Raw genomic sequence first — 26,443 nt, forward strand, 5'->3', positions numbered from 1 at the left:
CCCTGCGTGACGATGGTCAGCGCGGTCGGGCCTGCGCCGGCCGCAGATGCATGGTTCCATAGGCCAGCAGATAGAGGCCGAACGCGCCGATCCATGCCAATGCTGCGAGACTCCAGCCCCAATCCGTGAAGGACGGGAAGAGACCCGCGGCGAGGCGCAACACGACGCATGCGATCAGCAGAAGATAGACGATAAGGGTCAGGGGCGGCGCAGTCAGAGCCCGCCCGGTGTGGCCGCGTGTCGCCCGGGTCATCACCGCGACGGTCATCACGCCGATGGCGCCGGCAAGCCAGACATGGAGTGCGCTCGGGAGCGGAATGTAACCTGCGGCGGCGGCTGAAACGGCGAGAAAACCCAGGGCCAGAAACGCATATCCCGCGTGAAGCACCCAGAGGAGCGGCTCGGCCAAGGTCTGCTGTCCCTGCCAGCGCGAGAGGCGGACAAGGTTCGTGAGACCCGCCACGGCGCAGAGCAGGGCCGTGACGCCCGCTTCCGGGACCGCAGCAAAGCTGATGAGAGCGGCGCCCGTGATCAGGAGCGAGACGTGATCGAACGGCCCCGCGGGCTCGGGCAGGCTTGACGCCTTCCGCTGCACAAGCCAGTTGCGCATGAAGGAGGGCACAATCCGTCCGCCGATCAGGGCGATGAGCATGATCTCGCCGGCGAGGGCGAGGCGGAGTCCGATGTTGTCTCCGGTGCTGGCCCCTTGTGCTGCCTGCCAATGAAAAAGACCGTTGGCCAGCGTGATGACCGTGAGCAAGCCCAGAACGGGGAGATTGCGCCAGTTCCGGCCGATCAGGATTTCGCGTCCCAGGAAAAACAGAAGCGCCGTCGTGAACGACAGGTCGAGAAGGGCCACGGCAAGGGCAGGAATGCTGGCAGAAACGGCCACTGCGACGCGCCCGGCGAGCCACAGTGCAACAAGGCCCGCAAGTGGCCGGCCGACAACCGGAAGACGCCTGTCCAGTTCGGTACGGCGGTCAGCAGAAAGCCTGCGATCACCGCAGTCACGTAACCGAAGACGAATTCATGGGCATGCCACGTGAAAGGATCGAAGGCCGTGGCCAGAACGGAATGCCCTGTCAGGGTGAGAAGCCAGAGGATCATGGCGCACGCGGCCCAGAGCCCCGCCAGGAAGAAGAACGGGCGGAACCCATGGCTCAGAACCGCTGGCCCCTGCCAGGCCCGCATCTGCTGCATCGTGCTCATGTCCGTTCTCCGTCCCGCCAAATCGCGCGGGCACCATAGGCGCGCTGGGACCGGCTGTCCCGCAACCTCCCCGGCAGCGGGACTCTTGGTCACAGTCTCGTTCCCGCCGCGTTGAATTTTCAGAGTTCTGCCGGAACCGAATGCCGTGAGATGCGTTTGAGTGCGGGGTTCTGCTACCGGGGCGTTCAGCTTTTGGATGATCTGCGGCTCATTCCGCCGCGGCGGGCAAAATTCCCACACGGGCTAGGACCAGCGACGGGCAGGACGGAATCATCGACGATGGCCAGTGTGCCGCATTTCCCCTACGACAGACTGTGGCAGGATCTTTCGGCTGTGTGGCAAAAGGTTTGGAGCGCCCGCCCCACCGTCACGTTCGTCGTTCTGCTCTATGCCGCTTACATGGTGGCGGCGAAGGTCGGTGAGGGGTTCTCCATCATTCCCGGCACCAACATCACCTTCTGGCCGCCCGCCGGCCTGATGGTGGGCATGCTGCTGGTCACTCCAAGAGCGTCATGGCCGTGGCTCTTGCTGACGGGCGCGCTGGGCGAATCGACTGCCAATGCTCTCTGGTTCGGCAATCCGCCTTCGCACACAGTTCTCTATATCCTCGGCAACATCCTGGAGGTTTCAGCGGGTGCCCTCATCTACGCGAAACTTGCGCAGACCCCCGACCGCGTCAACACGCTGCGGGACAGCATCGCCTTCGTCCTCTCCGCGCTGGCGGCGCCGGTCGCAGGGGCGACGGTGATCGCAAGTGTGGATGCCTTCATCGCCCAGAAGCATGATTTCGCCGAAGCTTGGGCGCTGCTGTGGCTGGGCGACACCACGGGCATACTTTCGACCACGCCCCTTGTTCTGGTTGCGGAACGGGTGTGGGCGGCCCGCAATGACCTCTCTCGCCTGCGCGTGCTGGAGGCGGCGCTGGTGATCATTGCCGCGCTCCTCGTCTTCATCGCGGCGATGTACGGCTGGCAGCAGTTCGCCTATTCCAACCTGCCGCTGCTGGCGTGGCTGGCGATCCGCACGCGCTTTGCCGGCGCTGCCGTCGCCATGGCGCTGCTCACCCTCACGGGCACCATCATCGTGTCGAACGGCCTTGGCGTCTTCGGGCAGGACGAAAACTTCCTGCCGGTGCGGGTTGTCTTCCTGCAATCCTACCTCGGCGTGTCGGCGCTGGTGTCTCTGCTCGTGGCGGTGCTGGCGCAGCAATATGAAGAAACGCTGTCCCGCCTCAAGGAACTCAACCGCTCGCTTGAAGAAAACGTGAAGCAGCGGAGTGAAAGTCTGCGGGAAACCGATGAAAGGCTGCAACTCGCGCTCGAAGCAGCCGAATCCGGCACCTGGGCCTGGGATGAGCGGGCGCAAAGGACAAGCTGGGATCAACGCTTCATGGAAGCCCATGGCCTGTTGCCCGAGCAGCCCATGACGATCGACACATGGCTCTCCGCCATTCACCCTCAAGACCGTCAGGCCGTACGAGAACAGTTCGAGCAGTTCAGGATGGTGTCCGGCGCCGAGCGCTGGGAGCGGGAGTATCGCATCCAGCATCCGCAATCGGGCGAGAAGTGGCTTCTCACACTGGGTAAGGCCGAGCGGCAGAACGGCGGCAAGCTGATCAGCCTGAAGGGCATCTGTCTCGACATCACTTTCCGCAAGACCCACGAAGAGCGTCTCCGCATGCTGATGCGCGAGTCCAATCACCGGAAGAAGAACCTTCTCGCTGTGGTCATGGGCATTGCGCGCCACACGGTTGCCTATCAGCCCGAAGATTTTCTCGCGCGCTTCCAGGCGCGCATCCATTCGCTCGCTGCGGGATATGATCTGCTGATCGGTAATGCCTGGCGCGGTGCCGATCTCCGGCAGTTGATCGAATTGCAGCTCGCCCATCTCACCGATCTGGTGGGCAAGCGGATCTTCATCGAGGGCCCCAAGATCCAGGTCGGCGCTTCCATCTCGCAGCCTCTGGGCATGGCGCTCCATGAACTTGCAACCAATGCCAGCAAATATGGTGCGCTATCGAACAGTGACGGCGAAGTGCGGATCCATTGGGAACTTGATCCGCCGGCTCATCCCGTCGAGGCCACCACGTTCCGATTGAGCTGGACCGAAAGCATGGGCCCGCCCGTCGTTAAGCCATCGCGCAAGGGCTATGGCACCGCCGTCACCGGCAACATGATCGAGATGGCCGTGGCCGGAGATGTGCGCATCGCCTACGAGCCGCAGGGCCTCACCTGGTCTATGTCGTGCCCGCTGAGCCGGCTGATGGAAGGCGACGGCATGGCGCCACCACCCGATTTCAGCCGCTGACGTTCACGGAACAATTCACAGCAGGCACAGTTCAGGAGAAGGCGCCTCGCCGCCGGAACTCCCATTAGCGCAATCTGCAAGAGGTTCACCATGAACAATCGTGATTATCAACGCGACGGCCAGCAGGGCCGTGGCCGCAGCCACTCAGGGTTCGAAGACCGCGACTTCGACAACCTGCGTGGTCACCGAGAAGACTACGAAGGCCGTGACGTTGGAGGCCGTCGTGACGACTTCGAAGACGAGCGTGGCGGGGGCCGCCGTGGCGGCTTCATGAATGCCCGCGACCGCTACGCCTCGGAACATGACGCCGACTACGAAACCTGGCGCCGCCAGCAGATGGACGAGATCGATCGCGACTATCTGCAGTGGCAGGAGGAACGCCGCAAGAAGTTCGCCGACGAGTTCGAGAAATGGCGCGGCGAGCGCAAGACGAAGTCGCAGACCACTGAAGCATCGAAAAAGCAGTAGAGCGGAGGAGAGCTGATCATGAAGATCCAGAGTTTTGAAGACCTCTTTCAGGACATGTTGCAGGACATCTACTATGTCGAGAAGAAGCTGGTGAAGACGCTTCCCGGCATGGCGAAGAAGGCAACCGCGCCTGATCTCCGCACTGCGATCGAGGATCACCTGACCGAGACCGAAGGCCATGTGCAGCGGCTCGAACAGGTGTTCGAGCTGCTCGGCAAGACGCCGAAGGCGAAGAAATGCGAAGCCCTCGAAGGCCTTATCGCCGAGGCAGAGGAAGTGATGAGCGAGATCACGGACAAGCAGACGCTTGATGCCGCGATCATCGCCTCTGCCCAGGCGGTCGAGCATTATGAAATCGCCCGTTACGGCACGCTCTGTGCCTGGGCCGAGCAATTGGGCCAGGACGATGCGGCCGATCTCTTCGAGAAGACCCTCGAAGAAGAAAAGGCAGCGGATGAGAAGCTCACCGAGATCGCCGAGGAGGAGGTCAATCCCCAGCCGGCATAGGTGCATTTCGACAGCGACGTTTCGTGCTGAAGGCGGCCTCCGGCCGCCTTCTTCCATTTGCGGGTGAAGGTGGACGTGATGCCGAAGAAGTCGGGGAACAATCAACCGTGGTGAAGATTGTTCGAGAGAAGGCATGGCGGAGCCTCGCTTCTGGCCCCGCTGGTATTGTGTCAGTGGTCACCGGCCTTCGTGTCCGCACCCAAAGGAGAATCCAGAGATGAACAGGTATTCGAATGAACGAGACCGTGACGAAAACGGCCGTTTCGTCAGCGACGATGACCGTGGCGGCAACCGCGGCCGTGGTGGCTACCAGTCGTCCTCGCGCGATGACGATGACCGCCGTGGCTATGGCGGTGGCATGAGCCGTGGCGGCGGCGGCGGAAGCGGCCGCTATGACGATGACGACCGGCGCGGTGGCAACCGCGGTGGCGGCCGCTACGAGGATGATGATCGTGGCTACCGCAGCCAGTCCCGCTACGAAGATGACGATGACAGCTATTCATCGCGTGGTGGCGGTTCCTCGCGCTACGACGACGATGATCGCGGCAGCCGCGGTGGCAACCGTGGTCAGGGTGGCTGGTTCGGTGATTCCGAAGGTCATTCTGAAGCAGCTCGTCGCGGCCGCAGTGGTGGCCAAGGCGGCGGTCAGGGCGGCAACCAGGGCAGCGGTCAGGGTGGCCGTGGTGGCCAGGGTGGACACGGCGGCTGGTTCGGCGATCCCGAAGGCCACTCCGAAGCCTCGCGCCGTGGCTGGCAGAGCCGTGACGATGATCGCGGCGGATCAAGCGGTGGTGGATATCGTTCGAGCTCGCGTGGTGGTGATGACCGCCGCAGCAGCGGTGGCGGCCGGGGCCGTGATGACGACGATCAGGGCCACGGCGGCTGGTTCGGTGATTCCCGCGGCCATGCCGAGGCCGCCCGCAAGGGTTGGGAAAACCGTCGCTGATGCATGAAAAAACTGGCCCGGGCACATGTCCGGGCCAGTTACTGGGGAACTGTTCCGGCGTCAGACGACGTGGAACAGGTAGAGCAGGATGATGATGGGCAGTGGAATGCCGATCAGCCAAAGCAAGACTCCGCGCATGGGTTACCTCCTTTTCCGTTTGAAACGGATAAGGGCCGGGATGGTTCCGCTGATCGCTTCGCGGCACAGCCGGAACGGGAAGCGGGTCTCCGGCATTCACGCTCGATACGTGCATCACTTGAATGAGGATTGTGGTCATGTCTGACGACAAGAACGAAGAAGCCGTCCAGACCGGACAGCGCCCATACCCGCAAGAGTTTCCGCAGGAACATGTGGAGCGGCCGGGCTTCGAGAGCGAACTCACGCCGAAGCCGATGTTCGAAGCGCCCGCGTATCTGGGTTCGGCGAAACTCGAGGACAAGGTGGCCATCATCACCGGTGGCGATTCCGGCATTGGCCGGGCAGTCGCCGTCCTGTTTGCGCGGGAGGGCGCAGACATCGTGATTGCCTATCTCTGCGAGGATTCCGACGCACAGGAGACCTGCAGGCTTGTCGAAGCCGAAGGGCGCCGCTGCTGTTCGCTGGCCGGCGATGTGGCAGAACCGGAGCATTGCGAGAAGGTGGTCAATACGGCGCTTGAAGCCTTCGGCCACGTGGACATCCTGGTCAACAACGCCGCCTTCCAGCAGCACAACGCATCCATCGAGGACATCGAACTTGCGCAGTTCGAGCGCACGGTGAAAACCAACCTCTTCGGCTATTTCAACATGGTGAAGGCTGTCCTTCCGCATCTCCCCCATGGCGGTTCCATCATCATGACCGGCTCGGTAACTGCTCTCGACGGAAGCGGCCAGCTGATCGACTACTCCATCACCAAGGGCGGCATTCACACCTTCACGCGCTCTCTGTCGATCCAGCTCTTGCCCAAGGGCATCCGGGTCAATTGCGTGGCGCCAGGACCCGTGTGGACACCGCTCAATCCCGCCGACAAGGACGACGAACAGATCCGCACCTTCGGCAGCGATACGCCGATGAAGCGTGCGGCGCAGCCGGAAGAACTGGCGCCGGCCTATGTGTTCCTCGCTTCGGAATGTTGCTCCAGTTATATCACGGGTGAGATCCTGCCCGTGGTCGGCGGATACGGACACTAGGTCACATCTGCACCGAGCTTTGCGCCGCTGGCCTGCTACTGTCTTCTGAAAGGATCGCTGGTGACGATTCCGACAGGAAGTCGCCCACAGGCCGCAGCCGCTCCACGTGCAGGGCAAAGACTCGCAGCGTCACGAGCAGCGGCACGGACACGATGATTCCGCCGATGCCCCAGATCCAGGCGAAGAAGGCGAAGGCCAGCAGGATCGCCACCGAATTGATCTCAAGCCGGCGGCTCAGCACATAGGGCGAGACGAGCTGGTTCTCGATTGTCACGACCATGGTGTAGATGGCGGGCGCCAGCAGGGCGTAGCCCAGGGACGGGAATGTGACCACGGCCGAAACGGCGGCGAGGCAAGCGCCCGTCAAGGGTCCCGCATAGGGAATGAAGTTGAGCACGAAGGCAAGGAGACCCCAGAGGAGGGGATTGCTCATGCCGATGGCCCACAGTCCCAGGCCGATCGCCGCGCCGACGCCGGCGTTGATGGCCGTGAGAGTGAAGAGATAGCCCGAGACCTCGCGCTCCACGGCATACAGCAATCTCAGCGCCTTCTTCTTGTCCGTGAGGGTGGGCATGGCGTGAATGATCCGCTCGTAGATCAGGTTGCCTGAGGCCATCAGGAAGAGGGAGAGCACAACGGCACCGCCGAACATGATCATGTAGCCGGCAGGATAGGTCGCGAACCAGAGCAGTGCGGGAATGGCCGGTTCCGCCACGACCACGGTCTGTGCCTCTTCGTTCGCAGGGGCCGAGGCGACGGACTTGATCGTTTCCGTGATCTTGGCCACACGGCGCAGGGGCTCGGTCAAAGCCTGCATCTTTCCGGCGAAGTCCCTCTGGATTCTGGGGGGCCTGTGCCACCCACTCCGCCACCGGTCCGCTCAGCAGGTAGCCCGCCGTCAGGCCGCCCAGCATGAGAAAGACCGCGAAGGTGAAGGCACTTAAGGGTGGAGCAATCCCACGCAGTGCCAGCCAGCGGATGACCGGCCGGAAGGTGATGGCGATCAGGACGGACATCACCACCGGAACGAGAAATTCCCGTGCCACGAACATCAGGTAGATGAGCGCGATGAAGAAGATGCCTCCCAGCAGAAAAGCGATGCGCCGGAGCAGGAGCTTGTCTTCCTGTTCCGGCGCCGGGTCTTGCTGGCTATCGGGCATCAGTGACGCGTGCTGGCGCGTGAACGTGAGGAACCGCTGCCCACATGCATCATGCCGGTCATGGACGGCAGCATCGCGCCGATGACCATGCCGATGGCGATGCCGACGGCACCGAGAACGATCGGGCGGTTCTCCATGGCGGACTTAATGTTGCCGAGCTGCGGCATGGAGAGGTTGGAACGGGCATCGGCCACACGCTGGCCGGTCTTGCTCAGCCAGTCGCTGATGCCACCCGAGCGGCCCTGGCCGCCCGAGCTGCCCGCGCCTTCGCCCGCACTGCGGCGGCTGCGGCCGGAGCCCGACGCCGAGGCGCTGCGCTTGCGGGGTGATTTCTTCTTCGCTGTCTTGCTGGTGCTTTCCATGGTGGTCACTCCTTTTTCAGGTTCAGTTGCTTGATCGCTGTTCCTTGTCGGTCAGCCATCGTGTGATCATGCTGTGGAGCTGCGGCCTGATCCGCAGGGCCTGCCGTGCCCAAAGCACGGCAAGGCCTGCAAGAATCAGGCAGCCTGCGCCGGTGATCGCAAGTCCACCACTCTCGCTGCCGAGATAGGTGCCGGCGAGAGTGGCAACCGCTTGCAGCAGCATCATGAGGCCGGCGATGAGGAAGGCCAGTCCCAGCACGCCGAGGACGGCGCCTTTGACAATGCTGCGGAGCACGGCCTTGGCATCATCCCGGCCTTGGGCGAGTTCTGCCCCAAGCCATTGCGTGGTGCTGAGAAAGAGACGCCGCAAGATGCCGGGAAGGGACGGCTCTGTGTGCCGTCCGCGACCGGACATGTCCGCGGCGTCGCCATCAGCCATTGGCAGGGCTGCCGCCATTCGCGCTGCGTGCGCCGGACTTGCGGTTGCTGCGGCCGCCGCGAGAGCCGGCCTTCTCGGTTGCCATGAAGTTCCAGCTCGAGGCCGAGCGGGGAGAATTCCCCATGGAAGTGCGCAGCACCTGGGCGGCGAGAACGCCGCCGATCAGGCCGGCGCTCACAACGGCCCAGGGATGACGGTACGCGAAGTCCCGGGCGTCCTCGAGCATCACATCGATGTCGGTGTCCGAAACATAGTTTGCGAGATCGTCAAGACTGTCCGCCGCAAGTTCGGCGTATTCCTGGATATGCGGCGTGCTCGCCTGCTCTTCGGAATAGTTGCGCGCCAGTCCGGCGAGAGACTGGATTTTCTCTGCGCCATATTCGAGCCCGGTGCGGGCGATGGCGCCGGAGAAATACGCGGCGTTGCCGAGCAGGCGGTCATAGAAGCCGTTGGATTGCCGCCCGGTGCTGCGGCTGTTTTCGCTGGTGGTACGGTTGCGACCGGTCTTGGATTTACGTGACTTTGCCATTGGGCACTCCCTTTCAGGTGGAAAGGGAACGACACCATTGCCGGTTTGGTTCCATCGCGGAAATGCAGAAGGCGCGCGAGCCGCCGCTTCCCGCGCGCCTTCGCTGTGGCCCCGCTTACCAGCGGATCTGTTCGATCTGGCTGAAGTCGATGTGTGTGCCGTCGCTGTGCTGGATGTAGCCCGCAGCGTCGGTCGAGAGGTTCATCGTTTCCGTGCCGGTGGAGACAACCGAGCCTGAGGTCAGCACCAGCGTCCAGTCGGAGGGGAAGGCGCCGGTATAGGATGTGCCGGAGGCATCGCGCAGGTCGATGGCATCGACCCAGCTTGCGCCCGCGCCGCCGATGACGGTGTCGTTTCCAAGGCCGGCCTGAATGATGAACAGATCCGAGCCGTCGCCGCCGATCAGCGTGTCGTTGCCGGCGCCACCGAAGAAGGTATCGTTGCCTGCGCCACCGTTCATCGTATTGTCGAGGGCGTTGCCGATCAGCGTGTCGTTGGCGCTGCCGCCGACAGAGTTCTCGAAATTGTAGAACTTGTCTGCACCTGCAGGATAACTGGTGTAGTAGCCCAGGCCCTGATTGAGGTCGATGGTCATGTCCTGGGTGCCGACCGAATAGTCGATCGTGTCGGAGCCGCTGCCACCGTCGAGGTAATCCACGCCGCCGCTGGCATAGACATAGTCATCGCCTGCGCCGCCATAGATCGTGTCATTGCCGTTGCCGCCGCGCAGGATGTCGTTGCCAGCACCACCATCGAGGACGGAGCCCGTGCTGGCCGCGGTCAGCGTGTCATTGTAGCTGCTGCCCGTGACGTTTTCAAAACCCGTGATGCTGTCACCCTGGGCATCGCCGCCGGAGGCCGTGTTGTTGGACAGGTTGACCGTGACCCCGGCCGAGCTGCCCTCGTAGCTCAGGGTGTCGATGCCGTTACCGCCCGTCAGGTTGTCGGAGCCGGCGCCGCCGTTGATGATGTCGTTGCCGTCGCCGCCGTTGATGGTGTCATTGCCCGCGCCACCCCAGATCGAGTTGGCGTTGGCGTCACCCGTGAGAGTGTCGTTGTAGATCGAGCCCACAAGGTTCTCGACGCCGGTGATGGTGTCGTTGCCGGAACCGCTGGTATTCTGCGACGTGGTGATAGAGAGGTCGACGATAACGGCCTTTGTGGCATCAAAGTATGTGACCGTGTCGATGCCTGCGCCGCCGGTGATAATGTCGTTGCCATCACCGCCGTTGAGAATGTCGTCGCCTGCACCGCCGTCAATGGTGTCGTTGCCTTTCCCGCCATAGATGATGTTGGCATTGCCGTCACCGGTGAGCGTATCGTTGCCGTCGGAGCCGAGGATGTTCTCGAAGCCGCTCAACGTGTCGTTGCCCATGCCCGTGTTCTGGGCAGTGGTAAGGTTCAGGTTCACCGTGACGCTGTTGCCGTCGGAGTAGCTGACCCAGTCGTTGCCAGTGCCGCCCGTCAGGATATCGTCGCCCGAACCGCCCTGGATCGTATCGTCACCGCTGCCGCCGTCAATGGTGTCGTTGCCCGCGCCACCGAAGATGGTGTCGTTGCCGGCATCACCGGAGATCACGTTGGCGTTCCCGTCACCCGTCAGGGTGTCGTTGAATGTCGATCCATACAAGTTTTCGATGCTGACCAGAGTATCCGTGCCGGCGCCCACGGTGTTCTGCGCCGATGTTATGGCGAGGCTCACCGTCACACCCGCAGTTGCGTCGATGTAGGAAGCCGTGTCGGTGCCGCCTTCGCCGTTGAGGTAGTCATCGCCAGCGCCACCGATCAGGACGTCGTTGCCCAGGCCGGCCCAGATCGTGTCGTTGCCCGCACCGCCATAGATGGTATCGGCGGCGGTGTCGGTGTCGTTGGTGTCGAAGGTGTCGTTGCCGGCCCCCAGATAGAAGGTCATGTTGGAGGCGCCGCCACCGACATAGTCGGCATAGTCCGTGCCGATAAAGATCTCGAAGCCTGAGTATATGTCGCCTGTGGCGTCACCGCTGTAACCGCCGGCTGCCATGTTGGTGTAGAGGCCGCCAACACCTGTACCGTTGGTGTTCGAGAAGGACAGCGCAACGCCGGAGGTTGAGGTGGAGTAGTCGACCGTGTCGATGCCTGCGCCGCCGATCAGTGTGTCACGGCCGGCGCCACCGATGATGATGTCGTTGCCGTTGCCGCCGTCGATCGTGTCGTTGCCGGCGCCGCCATACAGCGTGTCGTTGCCATCACCGCCGGACATGGTGTCTTCTTCGGAGGTGCCCGTGGCGGTGTCGTTTCCCGTCGTGCCGGTGTAGCTGCCCGCATAGTTGGCAATGTTGACAGTGACGGACTTGTCGTAGGTCAGGCCGCCGCTGTCGGTGACGCGGATGGTGAGGGTGTAGGATGGCGTGGTTTCATAGTCGAAGGTGGCGCCGGAGGCGACCTTGAGCTGGTTGCCGCTGATGACGAACTGGCTGGAGGTGCCGACAATCGAGTAGGTCGCGGTGTCGCCGGCATCCGGATCCACGGCGGCGAACGTTGCCACGACGGGCTGCGTGCTGCCCGGATCATAGGCCGTGCCGATGGTACCGCCGGAGGTGACGGTTTCCTGGACCGATTGCGAACCGCTGACCGTGATGTTGGTCGGGCCTTCGTTCACGTTGGTGACGGTGATGGCCACGTCCTTGGTGGTCGAGAGGCTGCCGTCCGAGGCCGTGACCTTGATGTCGTAGACGTTGTTGCCGCCCGAGTCAGTCGGCGCTTCGTAGTTCGGGGCGGACTTGAACGTCACCGCACCGGTCGTGGCGTTGATGTTGAACAACGCCGCGTCGGTTCCGGAGATCGAGTAGGTGAGGGTTGCGCCCGCATCCTGGTCGGTAGCGGTCGCGGTGTAGACCGTGCCGGTGCCGTTCTCGGCGAAAGTTGCCGTCGCAGCAGAGGTGACGGTGGGCGCCTCGTTGACATTGGTGACGGTGATCGCAACGTCCTTGGTGGACGTCAGGCTGCCGTCTGAAGCTGTGACCTTGATGTCGTAGACATTGTTGCCGCCATTGTCGGCAGGCGCTTCGTAATTCGGAGCCGACTTGAAGGTGACCGCGCCCGTGGTGGCGTCAATATTGAAGAGGGCAGAGTCGGTGCCTGAGATCGAGTAGGTCAGGGTCGTACCGGCGTCCGGATCGGTTGCCGTGGCAGTATAGACCGTGCCGGTGCTGTTCTCGGCAAACGTCGCTGTCGCACCGGAGGTGACCGTCGGGCCTTCGTTCACGTTGGTGACGGTGATCGCCACGTCCTTGGTGGTCGAGAGGCTGCCGTCAGAGGCCGTGACCTTGATGTCGTAGACGTTGTTGGCGCCCGCGTCCGTGGGTGCTTCGTAGTTCGGGGCCGACTTGAAGGTGACGGCGCCCGTGGTGGCGTTGATGTTGAACAACGCCGCGTCGGTGCCGGAGATCGAATAGGTCAGGGTTGTGCCGGCATCCTGGTCGGTTGCCGTGGCGGTGTAGACGGTTCCGGTGCCATTCTCGGCGAAGGTTGCCGTCGCAGCAGAGGTGACGGTGGGCGCCTCGTTGACATTGGTGACGGTGATGGCGACGTCCTTTGTGGACGTCAGGCTGCCATCCGAGGCAGTGACCTTGATGTCATAGACATTGTTGCCGCCGTTGTCGGCCGGCGCTTCAAAGTTTGGAGAGGACTTGAAGGTTACAACGCCCGTGTTGGCGTCGATGTTGAACAGAGCAGCATCCGTGCCGGAGATCGAGTAGGTCAGGGTCGTGCCCGCGTCCGGATCGGTTGCCGTGGCCTGGTATACGGTGCCAGTGCCGTTCTCGGCGAACGTCGCAGTTGCACCCGAGGTCACGGTCGGGCCTTCGTTGACGTTGGTGACGGTGATCGCCACGTCCTTGGTCGAGGTCAGAGAACCGTCTGAGGCCGTGACCTTGATGTCATAGACGTTGTTGCCGCCAGCGTCCGTGGGTGCTTCGTAGTTGGGGGCGGACTTGAAGGTGACCACGCCGGTTGTGGCGTTGATATTGAACAACGCTGCATCGGTACCGGAGATCGAGTAGGTGAGTGTCGTCCCAGCGTCCGGATCGGTTGCCGTTGCGGTATAGACCGTGCCTGTGCCGTTCTCGGCGAACGAGGCCGTTGCACCGGACGTGACCGTCGGACCCTCGTTGACGTTGGTGACGGTGATCGCTACATCCTTGGTCGAGGTCAGGCTGCCGTCGGAGGCTGTGACCTTGATGTCATAGACGTTGTTTGCACCGGCATCGGCCGGGGCTTCGTAGTTCGGAGTCGACTTGAACGTCACCACGCCCGTGGTGGCGTCAATATTGAACAGAGCGGCGTCCGTTCCTGAGATCGAATAGGTCAGGGTCGTGCCGGCATCTGGGTCCGTCGCCGTGGCGGTGTAGACTGTGCCGGTACCGTTCTCAGCGAAGGTGGCCGTGGCACCAGAGGTGACCGTCGGGCCTTCGTTCACATTGGTGACGGTGATGGCGACGTCCTTGGTCGAGGTCAGGCTGCCATCGGAGGCTGTGACCTTGATGTCATAGACGTTGTTGCCGCCGGCATCGGCCGGGGCTTCGTAGTTGGGAGCTGACTTGAATGTGACAACGCCAGTCGTTGCATCGATGTTGAACAGGGCAGCATCGGTGCCGGAGATCGAGTAGGTCAGGGTCGTGCCAGCGTCCGGATCGGTGGCGGTCGCCTGGTAAACTGTACCGGTACCATTCTCCGCAAACGAAGCAGTGGCGCCCGAGGTAACAGTAGGGCCCTCGTTCACATTCGTGACGGTGATGGCGACGTCCTTGGTCGAGGTCAGCGAGCCATCCGAGGCCGTAACCTTGATGTCGTAGACGTTGTTGGCGCCGGAATCGGTAGGCGCTTCGTAGTTGGGGGCCGACTTGAACGTCACTGCACCCGTGGTCGCGTCGATGTTGAATAGCGCGGCGTCGGTGCCCGAGATCGAGTAGGTCAGAGTGGTCCCGGCGTCCGGATCGGTTGCGGTCGCCTGGTACACGGTCCCAGTGCCATTCTCGGCGAAGGAGGCCGTTGCACCCGACGTCACCGTCGGGCCTTCGTTCACATTCGTGACGGTGATCGCCACGTCCTTTGTGGACGTCAGGCTGCCATCCGAGGCCGTGACCTTGATGTCATAGACGTTGTTTGCACCGGCATCGGCCGGGGCTTCGTAGTTGGGAGCTGACTTGAATGTGACAACGCCAGTCGTGGCATCGATGTTAAAGAGCGCAGCATCCGTACCCGAGATCGAGTAGGTGAGATTCGTGCCTGCGTCCGGATCGGTCGCGGTCGCCTGGTAGACTGTCCCCGTGCTGTTCTCGGCAAAGGTCGCCGTCGCACCCGAGGTAACGGTCGGGCCTTCGTTGACGTTGGTGACTGTAATCGCCACGTCCTTTGTGGACGTCAGCGAGCCATCCGAGGCTGTGACCTTGATGTCATAGACGTTGTTGGCACCAGCGTCGGCCGGAGCTTCATAGTTCGGGGCTGACTTGAAGGTGACGGCGCCCGTTGCAGCGTCAATGTTGAAGAGCGCAGCGTCTGTGCCCGAGATCGAATAGGTCAGGGTCGTACCGGCATCCGGATCGGTTGCCGTTGCGGTATAGACGGTGCCTGTACCATTCTCGGCAAACGTTGCGGTGGCACCTGAGGTGACCGTTGGTCCTTCGTTCACGTTGGTGACAACGATCATGACATCCTTGGTGGACGTCAGGCTGCCGTCGGAGGCGGTGACCTTGATGTCGTAGACGTTGTTGGCTCCAGCATCCGCCGGGGCCTCGTAGTTGGGAGCAGATTTGAAGGTGACGGCGCCCGTTGCCGCGTCGATGTTGAACAGGGCAGCATCCGTACCCGAGATCGAGTAGGTCAGCGTGGTACCAGCATCAGGATCCGTGGCTGTTGCCTGGTAGGCCGTCCCGGTGCCGTTTTCTGCGAAACCGACCTTTGTGCCCGACGTCAACGTGGGGGCCTCATTCACGTTCGTGACGGTAATCGCCACGTCCTTGGTGGATGTCAGGCTGCCGTCGGAGACCGTGACCTTGATATCGTAGACGTTATTGCCGCCAGCATCCGCGGGGGCCTCGTAGTCCGGTTGAGAGCGGAAGGTAATGGCGCCGGTCGTTGAGTCAATGTTGAACAGGCCCGCATCGGTGCCGGAGATCGAGTAGGTCAGGGTCGTGCCGGCATCCGGATCGCTTCCCTTGACCGTGTAGACCGTACCCGTGCCGTTCTCCGCGAAGGAGGCTGTCGCACCCGAGGTGACTGTCGGGCCTTCGTTCACATTCGTGACGGTGATGGCCACGTCCTTCGTAGACGTCAGCGAACCATCAGAAGCCGTGACCTTGATGTCATAGACGTTGTTGCCGCCGGCATCTGCCGGAGCCTCATAATTCGGCGCAGACTTGAAGGCGACAACACCCGTGTTGGCATTGATCGTGAACAGGGCGGCATCGGCACCCGAGATCGAGTAGGTCAGGGTCGTGCCGGCGTCCGGATCGGTTGCCGTTGCGGTATAGACCGTGCCTGTACCATTCTCGGCAAACGTCGCGGTCGCACCCGAGGTGACCGTCGGTCCCTCGTTCACATTGGTGACCGTGATTGCCACAGCCTGGGTGGTGGTGTTCCGCCCATCGGAGGCGGTCACATTGATGTCGTAGACGTTGTTGCCGCCCGCATCGGCCGGAGCTTCGTAATTGGGCGCGGATTTGAAAGTCACCGCGCCTGTGTTGGCGTCGATGTTGAACAGCGCCGCGTCGCTGCCCGAAAGGGAATAGGTGACGGTGGTGAGCGGGTCCGGATCGGTGGCGCTGGCCGTGTAGACGGTGCCGGCCGTGTTTTCGGCCACGGTTGCGGCCGTTCCGGAAACGAAGGTCGGTGCTTCGTTCAACAGGTCCGCCGGTTCCTTCACCGTGATCGTGCCATTGGCAAACTGGAAGTTCTCGACCTGGCTAACGGTATCCGTGCCGTCGGGCGAGCCCTTGCGCATGTCGGTGATCGTGAAGGCCTGCGTCTTTTCATCATAGGTGATGAGATAGTCGGAATAATTGCCGGTCAGGATCAGCGTATCGCTGCCCTCGCCGCCGGTGATGACATTGTCGGCGCTGCTGCCCACGAAGATGTCGTCATTTGCCGAGCCGCGAACATTCTCGATGCTCTCCAGCTTGTCGCCGCTGGCATCGCCGCCCTTGCCATAACCATCGGCAAGATTGACATACACGCCTTCCTTGGAGGTGGAGTAATCAGCCGTGTCATTGCCTTCGCCGCCCACGAGAACGTCGGCGCCTTGTCCGCCTGCGAGAACGTTGTCGCCGGCATCGCCGATCAGCGTATCGTCTCCGGCCGAGCCGATGACATTCTCGATGCTTTCAAGCACGTCGCCGGTGGCGTCGCCGCCCTTGCCGAACCCTTCGGACAGATTGACGTACACGCCTTCCTTGGAGGCGGAGTAGTCGGCTGTGTCAAACCCACGGCCGCCAGAGAGATAGTCTGCACCCTCCCCGCCGGTGAGAACGTTGTCGCCGTCATCGCCCACCAGCTTGTCGTCGCCGCGGGTGCCTACGATGTTCTCAACGCCCTCGTAGCGGTCGCCCGTGGCATCGCCGCCGTCGCCCACGCCTTCGGCGAGGTTGACAGAGACGGGACCTTCCGAATTGGAGTAGTCCACGGTGTCCATTCCGGCGCCAGCCGAAATCGTATCCGCTCCGGCGCTGCCGAAAATGGTGTCGTTACCCGCGCCCGTGACAATGCGGTCTTCTTCCGACGTGCCCTGGACCTGGACGGCCTCATCCTTCGAGGCATAGTCGCCCGCATAGTTCGTGACCGCAATGGTCACGGTCTTGTCGAGGAAGTTGCCTGCAGAGTCGGTGACACGGACGGTCACGTCGTGCGTCGGAGCTGTTTCGTAGTCGAGGGTTGCCCCGGCGGCGACGACGATCTGGTTGCCCTGGACCGTGAAGAGATCCGTGGCGCCACCCACCAGCGAGTAGGTGAGCGTTTCGCCGGAGTCCGGGTCCGTGCTGGACAGTGTGGCCACCACGGGCTGCGTGCTGCCCGGATCATTGGCTGTGCCGATGGTGCCGCCCGAGGCCACGGTTTCCTCGACGGACAGAGGACCGTCCACAGTCAGACTGGTCGGGCCTTCGTTGACGTTGGTAACGGTGATCGCGACATCCTTGGTCGAGGTGAGCGAACCATCCGAGGCCGTGACCTTGATGTCGTAGACGTTGTTGCCGCCATTGTCGGTCGGAGCTTCGTAGTTGGGAGCTGACTTGAATGTTACAACGCCAGTCGTGGCATCGATGTTGAAGAGCGCAGCATCGGTGCCCGAGATTGAATAGGTGAGATTTGTCCCGGCGTCAGGATCGGTCGCCGTGGCCTGATAGACGGTTCCAGTGCCGTTCTCGGCGAAGGAGGCGGTCGCACCGGAGGTAACGGTAGGGCCCTCGTTCACATTCGTGACGGTGATGGCGACGTCCTTGGTCGAGGTCAGCGAGCCATCCGAGGCCGTGACCTTGATGTCATAGACGTTGTTGCCGCCGGCATCGGCCGGGGCTTCATAGTTGGGAGCTGACTTGAATGTTACAACGCCCGTCGCAGAGTCGATGTTGAACAGGGCGGCGTCGGTACCCGAGATCGAGTAGGTCAGGGTCGTGCCCGCATCCGGATCGGTCGCCGTCGCCTGGTAGACTGTCCCGGTGCCGTTCTCGGCAAAGGTCGCCGTCGCACCCGAGGTAACGGTCGGGCCTTCATTGACGTTGGTGACAGTGATGGCCACGTCCTTTGTGGACGTCAGGCTGCCGTCGGAGGCCGTGACCTTGATGTCATAGACGTTGTTGCCGCCGGTATCGGCCGGGGCCTCATAGTTCGGGGCGGACTTGAAGGTGACGGCGCCCGTTGCCGCGTCGACGTTGAAGAGGGCGGCGTCGGTACCCGAGATCGAGTAGGTCAGGGTTGTGCTTGCATCCGGATCGGTCGCCGTCGCCTGGTAGACTGTCCCGGTGCCGTTCTCGGCGAAGGAGGCGGTCGCACCGGAGGTGACGGTCGGGCCTTCGTTGACGTTGGTGACGGTGATGGCGACGTCCTTTGTGGACGTCAGTGAACCATCCGAGGCCGTGACCTTGATGTTATAGACGTTGTTGCCGCCGGCATCGGCCGGAGCTTCGTAGTTGGGAGCTGACTTGAAGGTGACAACGCCAGTCGTGGCATCGATGTTGAAGAGCGCAGCATCGGTGCCCGAGATTGAATAGGTGAGATTTGTCCCAGCATCCGGATCGGTTGCCGTGGCCTGATAGACGGTTCCAGTGCCGTTCTCGGCAAACGTCGCTGTCGCACCCGAGGTGACGCTCGGGCCTTCGTTCACATTCGTGACGGTGATGGCCACGTCCTTCGTCGACGTCAGCGAACCATCCGAAGCCGTGACCTTGATGTCGTAGACGTTGTTGGCACCTGCATCGGCCGGGGCTTCATAGTTCGGGGCGGACTTGAAGGTAACGACACCCGTTGAAGAATCGATGTTGAACAGGGCAGCATCGGAGCCGGAGATCGAATAGGTCAGGGTCGTGCCCGCATCCGGATCGGTCGCCGTCGCCTGGTATACTGTCCCAGTGCTGTTCTCGGCGAAGGTCGCCGTCGCACCCGAAGTGACGGTCGGGCCTTCGTTCACGTTGGTGACGGTGATGGCCACATCCTTCGTCGAGGTCAGCGAGCCATCAGACGCCGTGACCTTGATGTCGTAGACATTGTTGCCGCCAGCGTCCGCCGGAGCTTCGTAGTTCGGAGCCGACTTGAAGGTAACGACACCCGTTGAAGAATCGATGTTGAACAGGGCAGCATCCGTACCCGAGATCGAGTAGGTGAGATTCGTGCCTGCATCCGGATCGGTGGCGGTCGCAGTGTAAACCGTTCCCGTGCCGTTTTCGGCAAACGTGGCGGTCGTACCCGAAGTGACGGTCGGGCCTTCGTTCACGTTGGTGACGGTGATAGCCACATCCTTCGTCGAGGTCAGCGAGCCATCAGACGCCGTGACCTTGATGTCGTAGACATTGTTGCCGCCAGCGTCCGCCGGAGCTTCGTAGTTCGGAGCCGACTTGAACGTCACTACGCCCGTCGTGGCGTCGATGTTGAACAGGGCGGCGTCGGTACCAGAGATCGAGTAGGTCAGGGTCGTGCCGGCATCCGGATCGGTCGCCGTGGCGGTATAGACGGTGCCTGTTCCATTCTCGGCGAAGGTTGCGGTGGCACCCGAGGTGACAGTCGGACCTTCGTTGACGTTGCTGACCGTGATGACGACTTTCTCGGAGGCCGAGTTCACGCCATCGCTTGTGGTCACAACAACATTGTAAACGTTGTTTGCGCCGGCATCGCCTGCAGCCTCATAGTCCGGTGTGGACTTGAATGAGATCTCGCCCGTTGCCGCGTTGATGTTGAAGAGGGCAGCATCTTCTCCCGAGAGGGAATAGGTGAGCGTGGTGCCGGCGTCGGGATCGGTACCCTGGGCCAAGACGACGGGGCCTGTGGCGTTTTCGGCAACCGTATAGCCGGTGCCGGGCGCTGCCCCGCTGGTCTGGAAATCCATGTAGCCCTGCCAGGCCATGGTCTCAGAGCCGTGAAGCACATTGCCGTTCACGTGATAGTCGGCCGCTTCAGCTTCGAAGGCCGTGCCGTTGACAATGATCTTGTCGATGACAAGATTTCGGTCGCCAACGCCGATACCGCCCCAGGCATCATTGATGTATTCCACCCGCACGTTGCCGGGGCCTGCGGTACCAAAATCACCGGTGATTTTCACATCTTGCCATGTGCCCGTGGCATGGTCCGCCGTGACCGTATAGGTGCCGACGACGACGCCATCAACCGAGACGCGCATCTGTGGCGCGCCCTGGTACATGTCACCTGATACCCGCAGCGTGATTTCGCTCATGGGTGCCGCGGACTGGGCCGGAGACATCGCGGAGGTGCTGATGGACGGGCCTTCGTTCACGTTGGTGACGCTGATGGCCACGTCCTTGGTGGACGTCAGGCTGCCGTCAGACGCCGTGACCTTGATGTCGTAGACGTTGTTGGCGCCAGCGTCCGTGGGTGCTTCATAGTTCGGGGCTGACTTGAAGGTGACGGCACCGGTTGCGGAGTCGATGTTGAACAGAGCGGCGTCCGTTCCCGAGATGGAGTAGGTGAGTGTCGTGCCGGCATCCGGATCGGTTGCCGTTGCGGTATAGACCGTGCCGGCGCCGTTCTCTGCGAATGTCGCAGCCGAACCCGACGTGACCGTGGGCCCCTCGTTCACGTTGGTGACAGTGATGGCGACATTCTGGGTCGTGCTGTTCGTGCCGTCCGAAGCCGTGACCTTGATGTCATAGACATTGTTGCCGCCGGCATCTGCTGGGGCTTCGTAGTCCGGAGCAGATTTGAACGTCACAGCGCCGGTGGAGGCATCGATGTTGAACAGCGAAGCGTCCGCGCCGGAGATCGAGTATGTGAAGGTTGTGCCCGCATCCGGATCGGTCGCGGTCGCCTGGTAAACGGTGCCGGTGCCGTTCTCGGCGAAGGACGCCGTTGCACCCGAGGTGACGGTCGGGCCTTCGTTCACATTGGTGACGGTGATCGCCACATCCTTGGTCGAGGTGAGCGAACCATCAGAGGCCGTGACCTTGATGTCATAGACGTTGTCGCCCCCTGCGTCGGCCGGAGCCTCGTAGTCCGGAGACGACTTGAAAGTGACGGCACCTGTCGCGGCGTCGATGTTGAACAGAGCGGCGTCGGTGCCCGAGATCGAGTAGGTGAGAGTCGTACCGGCATCCGGATCTGTGGCAGTCGCCTGGTATACGGTACCCGCGCCGTTCTCGGCGAATGCTGCTGTGGCAGCGGAGGTGACTGTCGGGCCCTCGTTCACGTTGGTGACGGTGATCGCCACGTCCTGGCTTGTCGTGGCCTTGCCATCGAACGCGTTGACGGTGACGTTGTAGATGTTGTCCTGTCCGGCATCCGCAGGGTTGTCGTAGTCCGGTGAGGATTTGAACGTCACGGCGCCGGTTGCGGCGTCGATGTTGAACAGCGCCGCATCTGCGCCCGACAGGCTGTAGGTGATGGTGTCGCCGGCGTCTACGTCGGTTGCGGTTGCCTGGTATACGGCGCCCGTGATGTTCTCCGGAACGCTTGTGCTGCTCGCGGATGTGATGACCGGTGCGTCGTTGGTGTTGGCAACCGAGACCGTGAAGGTCTGGGTGGCGGAGGCACCGGCGTCATCGGTCGCAGTCACCTTCACGGAGACCTGGCCCACATCATCATTCCCCGGCGTGCCGGAGAAAGTGCGGGTGGCGGGGTCAAAGGTCAGCCAGGCGGGCAGGGCGGAGCCATCTGAGAGAGTGGCGGTATAGGCAAGGTGATCGCCGACATCGACGTCGGTGAAGCTGTTGGCAGGGACCTGGAAGCTGAAGCCGGCATCTTCCGTCGCGGCCTGATCACTGATCTGAGCAGAGGCGGCGGGGCCGTCATTTGTGTTTGCGACAGAGACCGTGAATGTCTGGGTGGCCGAGGCACCGGCGTCATCGGTCGCCACGACTTTTACGGAGACCTGACCCACATCGTCGTTCCCCGGGGTGCCGGAGAATGTGCGTGTGGCAGGATCAAAGGTCAGCCAGGCGGGAAGTGCCGAACCATCGGCCAATGTTGCGGTGTAGGCAAGGTGATCGCCGACATCGACGTCGGTGAAGCTGTTGGCCGGGACCGTAAAGGCAAAGCCGGAATCTTCCGTCGCAACCTGATCGGCAATCTGGGCCGAGGCGACAGGACCGTCATTGGTGTTGGCAACCGAGACCGTGAAGGTCTGGGTCGCAGAGGAACCGGCGTCATCGGTGGCGGTGACCTTGACGGAGACCTGACCCACATCGTCATTCCCCGGCGTGCCGGAGAAGGTGCGGGTGGCGGGATCGAAGGTCAGCCAGGCGGGCAGGGCCGAACCATCAGCTAGCGTCGCGGTGTAGGCAAGATGATCGCTGACATCGACGTCGGTGAAGCTGTTCGCCGGAACCTGGAAGTTGAAGCCAGCATCTTCCGTCGCGGCCTGATCAGCGATCTTGGCCGAGGCGACGGGGCCGTCATTGGTATTGGCCACAGTCACATTGAAGGTCTGGGTGGCTGAGGCGCCAGCATCATCCGTTGCGGTGACCTTGACGGACACCTGACCCACATCATCATTCCCTGGCGTGCCGGAGAAGGTGCGCGTGGCGGGATCGAAGGTCAGCCAGCCCGGGAGGGCAGAGCCATCAGCCAAGGTGGCGGTATAGGCAAGGTGGTCGCCGACATCGACGTCGGTGAAGCTGTTGGACGGAACCTGGAAGCTGAAGCCAGAGTCCTCGGTTGCAGCCTGGTCAGCAATCTGGGCGGAGGCCACCGGGCCGTCATTGGTGTTCGCAACCGAGACCGTGAAGGTCTGCGTGGCGGAGGCACCGGCGTCATCCGTCGCGGTGATCTTGACGGACACCTGACCCACATCATCATTCCCCGGCGTGCCGGAGAAAGTGCGCGTGGTGGGGTCGAAGGTCAGCCACGCGGGAAGCGCGGAGCCATCAGCCAGTGTGGCGGTGTAGGCAAGGTGGTCACCAACATCGACATCGGTGAAGCTGTTGGCAGGGACCGTAAAGGCAAAGCCGGAATCTTCCGTCGCGGCCTGATCGGCAATCTGGGCCGAGGCCACAGGGCCGTCATTGGTGTTGGCAACAGAGACGGTAAAGGTCTGGGTTGCGGAGGCGCCGGCATCATCCGTTGCGGTGATCTTCACGGACACCTGACCCACATCGTCATTCCCCGGCGTGCCGGAGAAGGTGCGGGTAGAGGGATCAAAGGTCAGCCAGGCGGGCAGGGCTGAGCCGTCGGAAAGGGTTGCGGTGTAGGCAAGATGATCGCCGACGTCGACGTCGGTGAAGCTGTTGGCAGGCACCTGGAAGTTGAAGCCAGCATCTTCCGTCGCGGCCTGATCGGCAATCTGGGCCGAGGCGATAGGGCCGTCATTGGTGTTTGCAACCGAAACGGTGAAGGTCTGCGTTGCGGATGCACCGGCATCATCCCTCGCGGTGATCTTCACGGACACCTGACCGACGTCATCGTTCCCCGGCGTGCCGGAGAAGGTGCGGGTGGCGGGATCGAAGGTCAGCCAGGCAGGCAGTGCCGAACCATCGGCCAGTGTTGCCGTGTATGCGAGGTGATCGCCGATATCGACATCCGTGAAGCTGTTGGCAGGGACCGTAAAGGCAAAGCCGGAATCTTCCGTCGCCGCCTGATCAGCGATCTGGGCCGAGGCGACAGGGCCATCATTGGTGTTGGCAACGGAGACGGTGAAGGTCTGCGTGGCGGAAGCGCCAGCGTCATCGGTGGCGACAACTTTGACCGAGATGTTGCCGACATCGTCGTTCCCCGGCGTACCGGAGAATGTGCGCGTGGCCGGGTCGAAGGTCAGCCAGGCGGGCAGTGCCGAGCCATCAGCCAGCGTGGCGGTATAGGCAAGGTGGTCGCCGACATCGACGTCGGTGAAGCTGTTGGACGGGACCTGGAAGCTAAAGCCCGAGTCCTCAGTTGCCGCCTGATCAGCAATCTGGGCGGAGGCAACGGGGCCATCATTGGTATTGGCGACCGAGACGGTGAAGGTCTGGGTGGCGGAGGCACCGGCATCGTCGGTTGCTGTGATCTTGACCGAGATGTTGCCCACATCGTCATTGCCCGGTGTACCCGTGAACGTGCGGGTTGCGGGGTCGAAGGTCAGCCAGTCGGGCAGGGCCGAGCCATCGGACAGGGTTGCCGTGTAGGCGAGATGATCGCCGACATCGACATCGGTAAAGCTGCTGGCAGGCACCGTAAAGGCAAAGCCAGAATCTTCCGTCGCGGCCTGATCGGCAATCTGGGCCGAGGCCACAGGACCGTCGTTCGTGTTGGCAACGGAGACCGTGAAGGTCTGGGTGGCGGAGGCACCGGCGTCATCGGTCGCCACGACTTTTACGGAGACCTGACCCACGTCATCATTGCCGGGCGTACCCGAGAACGTGCGGGTGGCAGGGTCGAAGGTCAGCCAGGCGGGCAGGGCCGAGCCATCGGACAGGGTTGCCGTGTAGGCGAGATGATCGCCGACATCGACATCGGTAAAGCTGCTGGCAGGCACCGTAAAGGCAAAGCCAGAATCTTCCGTCGCGGCCTGATCGGCAATCTGGGCCGAGGCCACAGGACCGTCGTTGGTGTTCGCAACATTGACCGTGAAGGTCTGGGTCGCAGAGGAACCGGCATCGTCAGTCGCGACGACTTTGACCGAGATGTTGCCCACATCGTCGTTCCCCGGCGTGCCGGAGAAAGTGCGCGTGGCCGGATCAAAGGTCAGCCAGGCTGGAAGCGCAGAGCCATCGGCCAATGTTGCTGTGTAAGCGAGATGATCACCGACATCGACGTCGGTGAAGCTGTTGGCCGGGACCGTAAAGGCAAAGCCAGCATCTTCCGTCGCGGCCTGATCGGCAATCTGGGCCGAGGCCACAGGACCGTCGTTCGTGTTGGCAACGGAGACCGTGAAGGTCTGGGTGGCGGAGGCACCCGCGTCATCGGTGGCGACAACTTTGACCGAGATGTTGCCGACGTCATCATTCCCCGGTGTGCCGGAGAATGTGCGCGTGGCAGGGTCAAAGGTCAGCCAGGCAGGCAGCGCCGAGCCGTCAGAAAGGGTCGCGGTGTAGGCGAGGTGATCGCCGACATCGACGTCGGTGAAGCTGTTGGCGGGGACCGTAAAGGCAAAGCCGGAATCTTCCGTCGCAGCCTGATCAGCAATCTGGGCAGAGGCAACTGGGCCGTCATTGGTGTTGGCAACGGAGACTGTGAAGGTCTGGGTGGCGGAGGCGCCCGCATCATCGGTGGCTGAGACCTTCACGGACACCTGACCCACGTCATCATTCCCCGGCGTACCGGAGAAGGTGCGCGTGGTCGGATCGAAGGTGAGCCAGGCCGGAAGTGCCGAGCCATCGGCGAGGGTGGCGGTGTAGGCGAGATGGTCGCCGACATCGACATCACTGAACGAGGCAGCTGGAACCTGGAAGCTGAAGCCCGAGTCCTCGGTTGCAGCCTGATCAGCAATCTGGGCCGAAGCGACGGGGCCGTCGTTCGTATTGGCAACGGAGACCGTGAAGGTCTGCGTGGCAGAGGCACCTGCATCGTCAGTCGCGACCACTTTGACCGCGATATTGCCGACATCGTCATTCCCCGGCGTACCGGAGAAGGTGCGGGTGACCGGGTCAAAGGTCAGCCATGCCGGAAGCGCGGAACCATCGGCCAGGGTCGCCGTATAGGCGAGATGATCACCGACATCGACGTCAGTGAAGCTGTTGGCAGGGACCGTAAAGGCAAAGCCCGAGTCCTCAGTTGCAGCCTGATCGGCAATCTGGGCGGAGGCGACGGGGCCGTCATTGGTGTTGGCCACAGTCACATTGAAGGTCTGGGTGGCGGACGCACCGGCATCATCCGTCGCGGTGATCTTGACCGAGATATTGCCGACATCATCATTCCCCGGCGTACCGGAGAAGGTGCGTGTGGCAGGATCAAAGGTCAGCCAGGCGGGCAGGGCCGAACCATCAGCCAGCGTGGCTGTGTATGTGAGGTGGTCCCCCGCATCGACATCGCTGAAGCTGCTCGCCGGGATCTGGAACGTGAACCCTGCGTCCTCGTCAGTTGTCTGGTTGGCGATCGGGTCACCGGCCGTCGGGTCATGATTGACCGCCGGACCATCCGGCGGTGGCGGGTTTACGGCCGTCGTGGTGACATCCGGACGGACATTTGCCTGAGGTTCGCTGGCGCTAGACTGCGTGGCAGCGGCCGGCATCTTGTTGAACACCACCTCGTCCATCGCGGGCAGGTATGACGATCCGGCTGTGGCGGCCGAAGAATCCCCCTGCAGCGGCGCATCCCCGGCGGTTGCAATGTCGGCCTCGGTGCCCTTCGGCACGTCGACCGGAGCGGCTGCGGTGGTCGCGTCCTCAGATGCGGCGGGCGGGGCTTCGTTTCCAGCCGCCGGAACATCTGATGTGAAGGCCGTGTGAGCTTCGACTGCTTCGCCCGGTTCAATCGCCGCTTGTCCCGGCAGCATGATGTTGGACAACACCGTCTCATGCCGCTGCGCCACTTCACCAGAGGTCTGCTGCGTCCGTGCAGCCGCCAACTGTCGCCGGAGTTCTTCGGCGATCTCGGTTTCCAGATCGGGTGTTGGGGTGACGCCGTCTGCACTGGGTGACATGAATAATGAAGCCCGCTAGCGCAATCTGGCCACATCTTCTGGTTTCATCACCCGTACGATTCGCTTTACGGCTGCGTTCCCTCCCACATGAGAACACTCTTC

The 26,443-nt window shown here is 62.4% G+C and carries 11 protein-coding genes and 1 pseudogene; 6 read left to right on the forward strand and 6 right to left on the reverse strand.

Annotation, left to right across the window (positions count from 1 at the left end):
* Nucleotides 1-16: 16 nt before the first annotated feature.
* A pseudogene (locus QM801_RS00070) lies at nucleotides 17-1,209 on the reverse strand (NnrS family protein).
* Nucleotides 1,210-1,488: 279 nt separating this feature from the next.
* Here QM801_RS00070 and QM801_RS00075 point away from each other — a divergent pair.
* The 6 genes from QM801_RS00075 (at nucleotide 1,489) to QM801_RS00100 (ending at nucleotide 6,606) form a co-directional block, all read left to right on the forward strand.
* A complete protein-coding gene (locus QM801_RS00075) occupies nucleotides 1,489-3,516 on the forward strand; it encodes an MASE1 domain-containing protein (RefSeq protein ID WP_415017171.1) in 2,028 nt (675 codons plus the stop codon).
* Nucleotides 3,517-3,606: 90 nt separating this feature from the next.
* Nucleotides 3,607-3,984 carry a hypothetical protein gene (locus tag QM801_RS00080; protein WP_415017172.1) on the forward strand — a complete coding sequence of 126 codons (378 nt, stop codon included), beginning with the start codon at nucleotides 3,607-3,609 and terminating at the stop codon, nucleotides 3,982-3,984.
* 18 nt (nucleotides 3,985-4,002) lie between these two features.
* Nucleotides 4,003-4,491 carry a ferritin-like domain-containing protein gene (locus tag QM801_RS00085; RefSeq protein ID WP_415017173.1) on the forward strand — a complete coding sequence of 163 codons (489 nt, stop codon included), beginning with the start codon at nucleotides 4,003-4,005 and terminating at the stop codon, nucleotides 4,489-4,491.
* Between the two features lie 217 nt (nucleotides 4,492-4,708).
* Nucleotides 4,709-5,437, forward strand: a complete 729-nt coding sequence (locus tag QM801_RS00090; protein ID WP_415017174.1) for a hypothetical protein — start codon at nucleotides 4,709-4,711, stop codon at nucleotides 5,435-5,437.
* Nucleotides 5,438-5,440: 3 nt separating this feature from the next.
* Nucleotides 5,441-5,701, forward strand: a complete 261-nt coding sequence (locus QM801_RS00095; RefSeq protein WP_415017175.1) for a hypothetical protein — start codon at nucleotides 5,441-5,443, stop codon at nucleotides 5,699-5,701.
* An 11-nt stretch (nucleotides 5,702-5,712) separates the two neighbouring features.
* The gene (locus QM801_RS00100; RefSeq protein ID WP_415017176.1) at nucleotides 5,713-6,606 is read left to right on the forward strand and encodes an SDR family oxidoreductase; all 894 of its coding nucleotides are present in this window, start codon (nucleotides 5,713-5,715) and stop codon (nucleotides 6,604-6,606) included.
* Nucleotide 6,607: 1 nt separating this feature from the next.
* Here the strand turns inward: QM801_RS00100 and QM801_RS00105 are convergent, their stop codons facing one another.
* The 5 genes from QM801_RS00105 to QM801_RS00125 form a co-directional block, all read right to left on the reverse strand.
* The gene (locus QM801_RS00105; RefSeq protein ID WP_415017177.1) at nucleotides 6,608-7,423 is read right to left on the reverse strand and encodes an AI-2E family transporter; all 816 of its coding nucleotides are present in this window, start codon (nucleotides 7,421-7,423) and stop codon (nucleotides 6,608-6,610) included.
* 342 nt (nucleotides 7,424-7,765) lie between these two features.
* Entirely contained in the window at nucleotides 7,766-8,128 is a 363-nt protein-coding gene (locus QM801_RS00110) for a hypothetical protein (protein WP_415017178.1), read from the reverse strand.
* A gap of 22 nt (nucleotides 8,129-8,150) precedes the next feature.
* Nucleotides 8,151-8,567, reverse strand: coding sequence for a phage holin family protein (locus QM801_RS00115; protein WP_415017179.1), 417 nt, complete (start codon nucleotides 8,565-8,567; stop codon nucleotides 8,151-8,153).
* Nucleotides 8,560-9,096, reverse strand: coding sequence for a hypothetical protein (locus QM801_RS00120; RefSeq protein WP_415017180.1), 537 nt, complete (start codon nucleotides 9,094-9,096; stop codon nucleotides 8,560-8,562). The genes QM801_RS00115 and QM801_RS00120 overlap by 8 nt, the downstream gene beginning before the upstream one ends.
* Nucleotides 9,097-9,211: 115 nt before the next feature.
* Nucleotides 9,212-26,341 (reverse strand): putative Ig domain-containing protein, encoded by a 17,130-nt coding sequence (locus QM801_RS00125; RefSeq protein ID WP_415017181.1) that lies wholly within the window; start codon nucleotides 26,339-26,341, stop codon nucleotides 9,212-9,214.
* Between the last annotated feature and the right edge of the window lie 102 nt (nucleotides 26,342-26,443).

The organism is Aestuariivirga sp. (genome assembly GCF_047600585.1).
Taxonomy (GTDB): Bacteria; Pseudomonadota; Alphaproteobacteria; order Rhizobiales; family Aestuariivirgaceae; genus Aestuariivirga.

Coding starts and splice junctions, on each gene's coding strand:
- QM801_RS00075 (WP_415017171.1), top strand. CDS start 1,489: ATGGCCAGTGTGCCGCATTTCCCCTACGACAGACTGTGGCAGGATCTT.
- QM801_RS00125 (WP_415017181.1), bottom strand. CDS start 26,341: ATGTCACCCAGTGCAGACGGCGTCACCCCAACACCCGATCTGGAAACC.
- QM801_RS00120 (WP_415017180.1), bottom strand. CDS start 9,096: ATGGCAAAGTCACGTAAATCCAAGACCGGTCGCAACCGTACCACCAGC.
- QM801_RS00090 (WP_415017174.1), top strand. CDS start 4,709: ATGAACAGGTATTCGAATGAACGAGACCGTGACGAAAACGGCCGTTTC.
- QM801_RS00115 (WP_415017179.1), bottom strand. CDS start 8,567: ATGGCTGATGGCGACGCCGCGGACATGTCCGGTCGCGGACGGCACACA.
- QM801_RS00080 (WP_415017172.1), top strand. CDS start 3,607: ATGAACAATCGTGATTATCAACGCGACGGCCAGCAGGGCCGTGGCCGC.
- QM801_RS00095 (WP_415017175.1), top strand. CDS start 5,441: ATGAAAAAACTGGCCCGGGCACATGTCCGGGCCAGTTACTGGGGAACT.
- QM801_RS00110 (WP_415017178.1), bottom strand. CDS start 8,128: ATGGAAAGCACCAGCAAGACAGCGAAGAAGAAATCACCCCGCAAGCGC.
- QM801_RS00085 (WP_415017173.1), top strand. CDS start 4,003: ATGAAGATCCAGAGTTTTGAAGACCTCTTTCAGGACATGTTGCAGGAC.
- QM801_RS00105 (WP_415017177.1), bottom strand. CDS start 7,423: ATGCAGGCTTTGACCGAGCCCCTGCGCCGTGTGGCCAAGATCACGGAA.
- QM801_RS00100 (WP_415017176.1), top strand. CDS start 5,713: ATGTCTGACGACAAGAACGAAGAAGCCGTCCAGACCGGACAGCGCCCA.